10 protein-coding genes are annotated in these 11,236 nt (G+C 46.5%); 3 read left to right on the top strand and 7 right to left on the bottom strand.

Features of this window, described 5'->3' with window-relative positions; genetic code table 11:
* From Y697_RS14840 to Y697_RS11225, 5 genes are all read right to left on the bottom strand, one after another.
* Nucleotides 1-210, bottom strand: a 210-nt coding sequence (locus tag Y697_RS14840) for a hypothetical protein (RefSeq protein WP_220665743.1), incomplete at its 3' end; no start/stop codon positions are given.
* A gap of 713 nt (nt 211-923) precedes the next feature.
* Nucleotides 924-1,820 carry an ROK family protein gene (locus tag Y697_RS11240; protein WP_121551701.1) on the bottom strand — a complete coding sequence of 299 codons (897 nt, stop codon included), beginning with the start codon at nt 1,818-1,820 and terminating at the stop codon, nt 924-926.
* Nucleotides 1,821-1,941: 121 nt separating this feature from the next.
* Nucleotides 1,942-2,415 (bottom strand): cache domain-containing protein, encoded by a 474-nt coding sequence (locus tag Y697_RS11235; RefSeq protein ID WP_121551700.1) that lies wholly within the window; start codon nt 2,413-2,415, stop codon nt 1,942-1,944.
* 160 nt (nt 2,416-2,575) lie between these two features.
* Nucleotides 2,576-3,286: an N-acetylmannosamine-6-phosphate 2-epimerase gene (locus Y697_RS11230; protein ID WP_121510493.1), complete on the bottom strand. Its 711-nt coding sequence runs from the start codon at nt 3,284-3,286 to the stop codon at nt 2,576-2,578.
* A 1-nt stretch (nt 3,287) separates the two neighbouring features.
* Nucleotides 3,288-4,802: a DUF4127 family protein gene (locus tag Y697_RS11225; protein ID WP_121551699.1), complete on the bottom strand. Its 1,515-nt coding sequence runs from the start codon at nt 4,800-4,802 to the stop codon at nt 3,288-3,290.
* An 862-nt stretch (nt 4,803-5,664) separates the two neighbouring features.
* Here Y697_RS11225 and Y697_RS11220 point away from each other — a divergent pair.
* Complete coding sequence (locus Y697_RS11220; protein WP_121510491.1) at nt 5,665-6,132, top strand: GyrI-like domain-containing protein; 468 nt, start codon at nt 5,665-5,667, stop codon at nt 6,130-6,132.
* Nucleotides 6,133-6,670: 538 nt separating this feature from the next.
* Here Y697_RS11220 and Y697_RS11210 read toward each other — a convergent pair.
* Both Y697_RS11210 and Y697_RS11205 read right to left on the bottom strand, forming a co-directional pair.
* Nucleotides 6,671-6,850, bottom strand: a complete 180-nt coding sequence (locus Y697_RS11210) for a hypothetical protein (RefSeq protein ID WP_121510489.1) — start codon at nt 6,848-6,850, stop codon at nt 6,671-6,673.
* A gap of 279 nt (nt 6,851-7,129) precedes the next feature.
* A complete protein-coding gene (locus Y697_RS11205) occupies nt 7,130-8,068 on the bottom strand; it encodes a nitrous oxide reductase family maturation protein NosD (RefSeq protein ID WP_121551697.1) in 939 nt (312 codons plus the stop codon).
* Nucleotides 8,069-8,343: 275 nt separating this feature from the next.
* Here Y697_RS11205 and Y697_RS11200 point away from each other — a divergent pair, with 275 nt between their 5' ends.
* Nucleotides 8,344-8,769, top strand: a complete 426-nt coding sequence (locus Y697_RS11200) for a hypothetical protein (RefSeq protein ID WP_121551696.1) — start codon at nt 8,344-8,346, stop codon at nt 8,767-8,769.
* Nucleotides 8,770-9,433: 664 nt separating this feature from the next.
* The gene (locus Y697_RS11195; RefSeq protein WP_121551695.1) at nt 9,434-11,233 is read left to right on the top strand and encodes a PAS domain S-box protein; all 1,800 of its coding nucleotides are present in this window, start codon (nt 9,434-9,436) and stop codon (nt 11,231-11,233) included.
* Nucleotides 11,234-11,236: the final 3 nt, after the last annotated feature.

Genomic DNA, 11,236 nt, shown 5'->3' with positions numbered 1-11,236 from the left:
CGAATCTATTCTCACATGCAACTCACAACTTGGAACTGATCCTTTGCTCTTTCCTACCACCGACCCGCTACCCCCGACCACGGTTCTTAGAAAATCCCAGATCCTGAACAGGAGCATTTCAGGATGACTTGAAGGACTGTTATCCCGTAAGCCTGACCTGATGGGCGCCTCTTCGGTCATCCCGTAGAGCCCGCACCTAAATCCACTCACTTTGTCATCCCGTGATGTTCCTGCACGGGATCTCGCATTAGAAACCGCTGCGCGCTTAAGAGCAAAAACCCGCTGAACGCTTACGAAACCACGTTGTCCGTCAGCGGTCCACCGTCCTCCGAGAAGGAGACGAAGCTTCGCTTTGAAGAACAAGGTCAACCGTCAACGGTTCACCGTCCAAGGACCCGCGCACGGGTCGCTTGCCAGGAGACGCTGATAGCTTGGAAGAGTAAGGCAACAGGAAGAAAGGTCATCGGTCAACGGTTCACCGTCCTCCGAGAAGGCTAATTGAAGAGCGAGAAGATGCTTTGAGTTTGAGACGAAGCTTCGCTTCGAGAAAAACCATATTCGAGACTACCAAGGTCAATGAGAGAAGTCAGATCCCGTACAGAAGAGACGGGTCTGGAGTTGTCGCCTCTAAGGTCTGGCAAGAGTGAAATAGCGGTTCGGCAATGCTCCCCTTTGATCTGGTCTTGCTCCCCAGCAAAACTCCTCGGGCGAGATTCTCGCCTTTTGACTGGCCTGCGCCAACAGACCAACTTCAAGAGAGCTTCCTCCGAAGCAGCATCACTTCCCCGGACCTCTTTCCGGGCATCACTTCCGCCGGTGATCTTTCGGCGCATCACTTCCCGACGAAGTCGGCATCACTTCTGTTCTTCGCACTTCTCAGCGTCCAGCGTGATATTAAGAGCCGCTCTTCCTATCGAAGCCAGTCATTCGTGTCCGGATGCTTCTCCGGCCATTGCATAGACAGCTGCACCTATTATTCCTGCATCGTTTCCAGAAAGAGAAAGAACCACATCTTCTTCGGTATACAGCGACGATCTTGATAGCACTGAAAGTTCCTCTCTCAGGCTGTTCAGGAATCTCTTCCCAAGCTCACACACGCCGCCTCCCACAACTACTAGGTCGGGGTCTAAACTCAGGAAGACCGAGTCGACTACTATCGCAAGATCTCCTGTTACGGTACTTACTGCTTCTTCAACAACTGGATTGCCGCTTAGATACTGTTCGATGAGAGTGGCTCTGTCCATCTCTTGGCCTGCTGCCGCTGCCACAAGGCTATGAATAAGGCGCATAGATATATATTGCTCGGCGCACCCCTCCTTACCGCAGTTGCAAGGTTTTCCACCACGGTGTATGATGATGTGACCGAATTCCGCTGCCTCTCCGCGCTTTCCGAGAAGAGGAGAGCCGTTTATCACGATTCCTCCGCCAAGGCCACTCCCCACCGTTATCATGACCAGGGTTTCCGCCCGACGATAGTTGCAGAACCATTCGCCGAATGCAGCCGCACTTGAATCGTTCAGAACGGCTGTAACAACGCCTGTATTCTCCTGGATGAGAGTCTTTACAGGTACTCCGGTCCAGTTGGCGAGATTGCTCGTAGCCAGATTCACATTTCCAGTGACAGGATCGATTCTTCCTGCCGTACCGATGCCTATAGCTTCCACTTTGTGCGCGGCTAGCTCTTCCCTAACGATCTCCAAGAGCTGGTCTTTTAGATCTATGGAGGTTGGAAATAATCTCTTCTCGGAGAGTGTGCCATTTGAATCCACAATCGCCGTCTTGATCATCGTTCCGCCAATATCTATTCCGAGAGCAAGCATTCATACACCTCGCTTCAGAATTACGCTATAAGCAAACCGTAGGTCTTCTTGAAGCATATCGAGACCTGATTTGCCTTTGCAGGTACTAGAGTATTCTGCTATTCATTCAGAACCAAATAACTCATTGCTCCTGTTTGTAATATCCCATTCCAAGCACATATGTCAACTCTCCGTGAGTAGCGGACATAACGTAGGCGCTCTTGAATGTCGCGGGACCTCCGTCCGGCAAGGGCCAGTAAAAATCCAGCCAGCCTCCTCCCTGATTTAGGGCGACTTCGAAGATCCTGACAATCATGTAGAGTCCGTTCTTGTCTTTGAGAGATATCAGGTTTCTACCCTCAAAGACGGTTGGATTTCCCGCGTTGACTAGATTGGTTCCGCTATCGTCGTAGATGAAGATGTACTCCTCACCAATGAAGAACTCGCCGTCTCTATCGTAGAAAAGCGAGAATATCTCTGGCCCATTCTCTTCGATCAGCCTGGCCGCCTTTTCGACTCTTTCCTGGATTTCGAGTCTCTTCTCTTCTTCACTCAAACCCATCGTAACCGTCAGAGTCAGGAGTACAAACAAAAGAAATGCAAACAGACGCTTCAAAATCTTACCTCCTTGTTGGTCTTGTTACCTCAATAAACTCTTTCTTGAGAATCTATGGCTTTTTCATTATAGACATCTGCAGAGAGGATTCAAAATCCACAACTATTGCATTTGAATCAGGTCCGCAATTACTACCATTCAGCAACCCAAATGGACCGATCTAATCCCGGGATTTGAAGCCTTCTTTATTCCACTCCTCAATATAACTCGTGAATCTCTTTGTTATCAACTGAGGTCTCGTGATGACACTTCCCACAGTAACCGAAAAGGCCCCGGCCTCAAGGGCCTTCACAACCTGTTCCGGCTGCCAGTAATTGCCCTCCGCAATCACGTAAATGTCGAACTCTTCGGCCAGCTCCTCTACCAGTCGGATATCCGGTTGCGGTCTCTCTAGTGTCTCATCTGTGTAGCCAGAAAGCGTGGTAGCGAGAAAATCGGGCTTGAGACGGGATACTTCCCTCGCATCCCCGATGCTGGAGATATCGGCCATTATGAGCCTTTCTGGGAACTTCTCTCTTATTACGGCAAACATCGAATCGAGAGGTTCCGGTCTCCTCCTAAGTGTGCAGTCTATGGCGACAACATCGGCTCCCGCTCTCAAAATAGAAAGGGCGTCTTCCGAAGTTGGAGTTATGTAAACCGGATATCCCTCAATGTCTCGTTTGTTAAGTCCGATCAAGGGTATGTCGAATGTGGACTTAATATCCTCAATGTCTTGTGCCCCGTTTGCCCTTATCGCAGCGGCTCCTCCCATTATGGCAGCCTTCGCCATAAGCACCATAATTCCACGGCCGTGTAGAGGTTCGTCCTCTAAAGCCTGGCACGAAACGATTATTCTCTTCTCTATCTTCTTAAGCAGTTCTGAACGCAATTCAGTCACCTCTGGGATCGTCTTTCTGCAAAATCGAAAGACCGAGTTCGAAGGATCTGTGCCAGGGAAAGAACAGTCGCTCGATCTCGAATTCCATTTCCAGCGCATCTCGAACAGGAGGAATATAGGGAGTCAGTTCACTCCTTACAAATCCCTCGGCCCATGATTCGACGGGAATGACTGTCCACGGCTTTGACCCTCTTTTTTCTGCTTCGACCAGCAGCCTCTTGCGTATATTCGACTGAAATGCCCAGTGCTCAAGGAAGAAGATAGCCTGCAATTCCTTGATCCTTGACTGATCTACCTTCAGCAGCCCCTTACTTCCCAGGAGCTGGACTATAGAATGGGCGCATACTGTTCCAAGAGTGTTTCCTGCTGTGTTCCAGGCCGAGTAATTCGTTTCCAGCCAGTTCAGTTCGCTTCTCTTAAGCAACTCTTCGACCAAATAGTTGTCTGCGCCGTTGGTGTACTTCACATCGGCTATACCCTTTATGATCGAATCTGCCGCTTCGATCTCGCGAAAGAACCTATCATACGCACTCAAGTCGGTGGGAGCGGAGAGCTGTTGAGCGCTGTCGAGACCGACTTCCGGGTTGTTTGCCAGAAGCAGAATCTCTCCTGCGCTGTCGACCACCTTTCCTCCGGCCGCCTCTATATGGTTTTGAATGCCCTGGTAGAGTGGAGAGCCTTCGTAGGGTGGAATGAAATCTTTGTGCTCCGGAGAGGCGTAATGAACCTCAAAGGTCGGGATCTCTCCCACCGATTCAGAAAGCACTCTAGCCAGTAGGCTAAGTGTCGCTTCATCTGCGCCTGCATGAATTGAGACCCTCGATCCTATTTTGAGGGAGTCTACCATGGCCCGATGAATCTCACTTTCGGCAAGGGATATGCTTTCCTTGCTGTTATCGTCGAGAACTAGATTCAGAAAGTCAATCACGCCTTTGTCTACCAGTTCTATTACTGAAGAGACAAGCTTTCTGTTTCTTATTCGTCTCACAAGATAGTCCGTTACGAAGTGAGAGGGAATCTTGCCGATCTTTTCTATCATGGAGCGGTGAACCATCTCACCTCTAAAGCTCCTGGCAAGAAGTCTGGAGAGATCATACATGTCCAGCCCGAAGTATTGCCAGTAATCCGGTTCCTCTTCGGACGAGTTGTAGAACGGCGTTCTTGTGATAGTCGTGGTTGCGTAGATCTTCACGTCCGATTTTTTCAGCTCCTCCAGCAGGCCGAGCCTTTCAATGAGGGTATCCAGAGTGTCCAGGCTTATTCTCGAGGGTATAAGTCCGCCGTGCACGAGCATGTCGACAGAAATAACCAGGTAATCGCCCGGCAGTACAGTCTCCTCAAGCCATTTAGATAGACGGCGAAGGTCTGGGGGCGTTTTCTTTGCCCCCAGATAAACTTTCGGCGGAGTAACGACGTCAATATTTGCGGCACGAGCCAGCAACAGGAAATAATCTCTCGTGCAGAATCGCTCATCTACAGGGAGAAAGATAACTCTCTTGTCGAACATATGCTTACTTCATCGCCCGGCAAAGCCGCATTGCTTTGATCGCATTAGAGTCGGGAGAAGTCTTGTTTCTGTTTGTGCGGCTGAAAAAACGGTTAGACCTGACTCTGAAAGAGATGTATAGATTTCTAACGATACCCATGCCTGATTAGTTCAACCTCCTTGTGACTCTCCTTTGTTATCAAACTACCAGAAACGATTGATTTCTCCAAAGCGCGGAAAGAGTCTCTAGAAATGTTCAGAAACGACTACAAACAAAGGCGTACAGGCAATAGTGAATGATTGGAAGCGCCTCTGAAAGAGGAACTAGGATGATCGATCTCTATTCGTCTGACATTACTACTATTGATGAATTTCTATTCGCGTACGGGTCAAATCAAAATTGGAGTAGTGAGCATCAGCTTTATAAGAAACGGCCGATGCCGACTGCCCTATCCCAGTAGTGGTGTTGATTACTTATGGTGCTCCACGTTCTGCAGTCTACACTCTCGTCAGTGAATGACAATTGCAGCTACTTCCATACAATCAATTAGAAGATGTCATAACAGTCTTTCGTACTGCTCTTGCCCAACATCACGCTTTAATCTGGCGAGAATATGTCCGGCGCCGTGTCTGCATTGATGAACGGTTATCCCGTTGGCTCGGATTATACATGGCTTTCTGCAATAGAGTAATGACAGCGCTATCCTGGGGACGGTAGTATTTGATTCAGGACATGTCATATGCCCTGGATTTCTAATGAAGCATCGGTATTTCAGGAAAATGTATTATTATTGGTTTGGTCTCGTTTGATTCAGTTGATCCGATCTACCTGGAAATACTATTGACGGGACACAAGTCACTAGAAGAATTAAAGGGGGTAATTATGCCGAGGCTAACACCTATCGCATTATTGAAGCGCTGTGCAAGTTCCACTCTGGTTGTCCGCACAAAAACGAGCGTTCAGAATCTACCTTCTCTTATTGGAAAGTGTTATGGAGAGATTGCCGCCTATTTGGGCGAGTTGGGGGAATCTCCTGCAGATATCCCATTTGTTGCTTATCACAACATGGACATGCAGAATCTTGATGTTGAGATAGGCTTCCCGGTTTCATCCGACCTGCCCGGAAAAGGCGACATCATTCAGAGCTCCATTCCCGAGGGGTTAAGCGTCTTTTCTGTCTACATGGGTCCATACAGTCAGATGGAGACGGTGTACAGTGAAATGGCCGAGTGGATTAGCAAGAGCGGATATGTTCCTACTGGGACCGTTTATGAATACTATTACAACGGGCCGGAGTTTCCTGAGGACCAGTACCTGACAAAGATTGTGATGCCTGTTAGGGAGCCTTAGTAAGAGCATTTAATCGGCCTTTGCCTCTGGTGAAGGCCGATGACTTTTTGCTAAACGTCATAAGTTGGCCGTCCAAGATCGGACCCCTGTAAGTCATTCAAAAAAATCTCGGGAAGGTAGAGGGCACTCGGTTTGGAGTGAGAAGATTCGAAGATCCATCTTTCGCTGGTCTATGAAGGGAGTTGCCCAAAGTCTGCACTACTAGCTTATGGATCTTGAAGTTCCAGCCAGTAAAGCTCTTCTCTTTTCCGACGAAGAGCAACTTCTTTTTCTATCTCGAATCCCTAACATCTCACCAAGAATCACCGAGAATGCTTCCGATTATCTGAGTCGAGATTATGGGAGAAATGCTCTTTCTTGTCAGTTGTGGATGACTCTTTGTTCTGCATTGTAGTGGCCAGCAATCAATTTGCTACATCTATAGTGCAAAAAAACAGAACTTGGATGACAGGACGACATCCAGAGATCTGCCTGTTTCAGCTGCGTTGGTCCAGTATTTGGCCCTTGTCAAGTGATTGGAGGGATGTGGATTCCTTTCTCATTGATTGGATTCAATGCCATATGACTCAGTGAGGGTATCCCTGAAGGCCTTTGAAGAAGCATTTGCTTTTGTAAGATTTATAAAAGCGAATACCATTATGACTAATGCAATCACCAAGCCTATACTCAGCGCGATCGCCACTATTTTATTTATGTTGTCCCAGTTGGTTTTCCGCATTCTGCTATCACCAACATTAGTATACCATTGTCTTTTTTGCAGAGTGTGAATTGAGGAAGAAGGCAAACTGCATTTCAAGTTTCGCGGATCTACAGGCAGTTGTCTTCAGAACAGTAATTATAGAAGGCAAAGTAGTCACTGAGAACTGAATCACTACTAACTTTCAAGCCCTGAAATAGTTGGAGAACAGAAAGGGAGTTACTCAAAAAAGAACTTGACGATCATCGCTACTCGTCAGATAGCAAGAATATCAAAGGCTTCCATATGTGAATAATTGGCCTACTCTTTTCCCAGATTCTTGTCAAAGCTGTAGAAGCTGTCGTCCCAGAAATCGAGCGGACAAATCTCATCCTCAGATTCGAATATGTTGCCAGATCCAACAACTGTTCCAGTGAACTCGTCACCGCCACATTCACACTCGGTACAGCGGTTGAGGTAAAGATCCAGTCCATGCCAGACATTGCCGTAGAAGAGGTTGTTCTTTACCGTTGTAGTGGATGAAGAGTTTATGAGTATTCCATTCTCTACATTTTCAGTTATGATGTTTCCTATTAGAGAACCCGTCGCGTCGCCTCCCAGCGACACTCCTATGCTGTTTTGCTTGAATGTACAGTTCTCTATTCTGTATTTGAGATCGTTGGTAAGACTTATTCCAACACCGTTTCTTTCAAACACAGAATTCTCGGCAATCAAAGTTGCATTACCGTACGCGTATATTCCTGCCAGCCTCGTTTCTAGTGGATCTTCATTTCCCAATCCTTGAAAGCATGTTACATACGAATCAATTATCTTAAGGGTCATTCCGGTACCGCTGAACGAAATTCCGAAACGCCCGCCTGCAACGAAAGTATCAACAATCTGTCCTGAGGACCTCGAAACGTTTATAGCCGAGCTTGAAGTCATGATCGTAATACTCTCGATCGAGAACTCGGCGGCGCCCCTTACGAAGATTGCCAGGTCATCTTCTTCGGGAATGATTATGACCTCATCTCTAGAAGCTCCCTTAAGAAAAATATCCTTGCTTATTGTCAGGCTCTCTCTATAAGTTCCTGGAAGTACTTCCACAGTGTCCCCTGATCTAGCATCGTCAATTGCCGATTGTATGCTTTTGTACTGCCCGCCATTTATATCTACAACAAGGGTTTTTCTGTCACCCGCTCCAAATGTCAAGCCAATTACGAAAATAACAGCCACAAGCAATAGCAATCTCTTTTTCACAATCCCACCTCCAACTCCATCTTACATCAGTTTAGCGCAATTACCTGACGAATTTGGATGATGAAGCTATATAATAATTGACCAACTGGACAGGTGTAGCTATCGCGCCAGCTAATTATTCTGCTGAGACAAATTCGTCCTTCATTGAGAGGTATTCCATCCAAACAGTTTTCAGCGTGATCGATGCTAGAATACTTGGTATATTATGGATTTTGAAGGAACGATCATGTCTTCCATATTTGCAAGGGATCTGCGACTAAAATGGGGGCGAGATAATGAAACGTGTCATTCTGTACATTTCTTTAATAGCCGTTCTGCTTATGCTTCTTTCCGGGTGTTTCATCATTGATCCTGTGATCAAAATCAGTGGGCTCGTCAAGGATTTTGAGAAATACTGGGAAGCGGAGAATTCAGTCGGTCTTGCGGGGTTATACACTAACCCGGCTCTTATAAACACAGCGATGAAGTCCTATTTGCAGATTGTCGATGCCTATTCAAGCAGATTTGAAGGAAGGAACGTCATTTACTTCAATAGAAACAGTGATGTTGAAGTTGATTTAGGAGAAGGAGCGACCGAAGCAACGGTGGAATTTGACGCAGTTATCTCATGGACATCTGGACCCATTGATTACAGGACTTATGTCTGGAAAGTGCAAAAAGTAGCTGGTAAATGGTTGATCTCGAGATCCAACGAGTATTAGTCTCCATAATTCTGCCCTAGTCGGGAAACAAGTAAATGTAGGTCGCGCAAAGGTCCTCCATCCTTCAAAAAGAACCTCTCAGGAAGTTGGCCAGCAGTAACATCCGGGGAAGTGAGGCTGTTTCGCAAGAGACAAGAGTAGCCGGTCTCACCTTTAGCGAGGCCAGTCAGGCTACGCCTGGCCAGTTCAGCTGCGCGGTGAAAGAGCCACGACCAGGAACGGGTTATGAAAATCGGTTAGGAGGAGCGGGTTATCAGAAACGGTTTAGACCACGCCAAGTCTCAATGCCCACTTCGTCGGGAAGTGATGCCCAGTCTTACGTTCCATACTCTCCATTTAGCTGTTTGTTCAGCAAAGTTGGAACTGGTCTCTGCCAAAGACAGCGACCGGTTACTAGAAGTGACTGGCAAGTTACTTCCCCCTATTGATTCCTTCGTGTTTTGCAAAAGATCCTTTGAGCTCATTTCCATGACCGATTAGTTAAAATGCTTCGACATTTCTAGTGCGACTTCGGTAGCAGAGAGATCTCTCAAAGTCAGATTTCATCTCAAGACATGAACAATGTATGAGTCATTTTCAGTGATGTTGACAACATGCGAAATGCTATAATTCCTTTGTCATTTGCAGTAGTCATACAATTTCATCCAACAATCAGGGGGTTCTCATGATTCACGAAAGGACTGAATCTGATTCGCGAGAGAACGACTTACGGTTTTCCACGGAGATCGATAAGAATGTAAACCCTATCCTCGATGTTGACATCAACGGAAGCATAATCTACAGGAATGCAGCAGCTACAGATGTTCTGAACTCAAATGGATTGAAAGATCCGGGTGTATTTCTACCCGAAGAGATCCCTCAGCATATGTGGGAGTCGAAAGAACCTCTCCCTGTGAACTACGAAAAGACAATTGGAAAGAGCATCTTTTTTTTATCACTCAGTCCAATTCCAGATACCGAAAGAGCAAGAATATACGCTTTTGATGTTACGCAAGAAAAGTTGCGAGAGAGGCAGCGATTTGAAGTGAAGGAACTTCTCGCGAAAGTCACAGGAAGCGTAACAGATATGCTCTATGCACTCGACAAAAATCTGAAATACATATACTGGAACAAGGCCTGTGAGGAAATTACTGGAATCAGTTCCGCGGATGTGATAGGGAAGCATGTAACGGATGTCTTCTCCGAAGATGCCACTACTGCGAAGGCGATGGCGTCATACCGGCGGGTTCTTCTGAAAGGGAAAGCGGAATCTGCTGTCTTTGAATATAAGCATGGGGGAAAGACCAAAACACTCGAGATCAATATCTATCCGTTAGGAGAAGGGATATCGGTTTTTGCCAGGGACATTACCGATCAGAAAAATGCCGAGAGGAAGCTCGAGATAGAAAGAAAGAAGCTTCATAAAATTCTGAACTACATTCCCGAAGGCATTTACATGATAAACAAGAGCTATTACATCGATTACGCGAATCCCGCATTGATTAAGGAGTATGGTCTCATAGAGAATAAGAAGTGTTTTGAGTTCTTTCAAGGACTCAAAGCTCCTTGTCCCTGGTGCAGAATCGACAGTGCTTCTTCTAGTCAACCGGCAAGATGGGAATGCAGGTTCGAAAAAAGTGGCCGCATCTGTGAAGTGATAAGCATTCCTGTTATCAATGACGACGGAAGTATATCGAAGCTGCAGATTCTTCACGACATCACAAAGATCCGAACCTACCAGGAAAAAGTGGAACGGATGAATGTTGAACTCGAAGCAAGGGTAGCTGAAAGGACCACACAGCTGGAGGCCGTCAACAAGGAATTAGAAGCCTTTGCCTTCTCAGTTTCGCACGACTTGAGGGCTCCTCTAAGAGCAGTAGACGGTTATTCCAGAATAATTGAGGAGGACTATGCCGATATCCTCGACAGTGAAGGCCTGAGACTCTTTGGAGTAATAAAGCGCAACATAAAGAAGATGGATCAGCTAATTATTGATTTGCTGGCTTTATCCAGGCTAAATAGAACTGAACTTGTCAAATCAAAGATTGACATGACCAGCATGGTGAATTCTATCTTTCACGAAGTCATCTCTGTAGAACTCCGCGATAAGGTTAAATTCACTCTAGAGAATCTGCCTGAGGCCTACGGAGACGCAGTTATGATGAAGCAGGTTTGGGTTAACCTGCTTTCAAACGCGCTAAAATTTTCTGCCTCTAGAGAGCTTATAGCAATAGAGGTCGCCGGTTATTCAGAAAATGGAGTAAACACTTATTATGTAAAGGACAACGGTGTCGGGTTCAACCAGAAATACGAAAGCAAACTCTTCGAAGTTTTTCAAAGGCTACATAGTTCAAAGGATTTTGAAGGAACGGGTGTCGGACTTTCGATTGTTCAGAGAATCATTCACAGACATGGGGGTTTCGTCAGAGCCGAGGGGGAAGAAGACCACGGGGCGACCTTCTATTTTTCTATACCCGAGAGGTGAAAG

Origin of the sequence: Mesotoga sp. BH458_6_3_2_1, assembly GCF_003664995.1 — a bacterium.
Taxonomy (GTDB): Bacteria; Thermotogota; Thermotogae; order Petrotogales; family Kosmotogaceae; genus Mesotoga.
This window is presented reverse-complemented; position numbering and strand designations above follow the sequence as displayed.

Coding starts and splice junctions, on each gene's coding strand:
- Y697_RS11240 (WP_121551701.1), bottom strand. CDS start 1,820: ATGCTTGCTCTCGGAATAGATATTGGCGGAACGATGATCAAGACGGCG.
- Y697_RS11195 (WP_121551695.1), top strand. CDS start 9,434: ATGATTCACGAAAGGACTGAATCTGATTCGCGAGAGAACGACTTACGG.
- Y697_RS11225 (WP_121551699.1), bottom strand. CDS start 4,802: ATGTTCGACAAGAGAGTTATCTTTCTCCCTGTAGATGAGCGATTCTGC.
- Y697_RS11220 (WP_121510491.1), top strand. CDS start 5,665: ATGCCGAGGCTAACACCTATCGCATTATTGAAGCGCTGTGCAAGTTCC.
- Y697_RS11200 (WP_121551696.1), top strand. CDS start 8,344: ATGAAACGTGTCATTCTGTACATTTCTTTAATAGCCGTTCTGCTTATG.
- Y697_RS11210 (WP_121510489.1), bottom strand. CDS start 6,850: ATGCGGAAAACCAACTGGGACAACATAAATAAAATAGTGGCGATCGCG.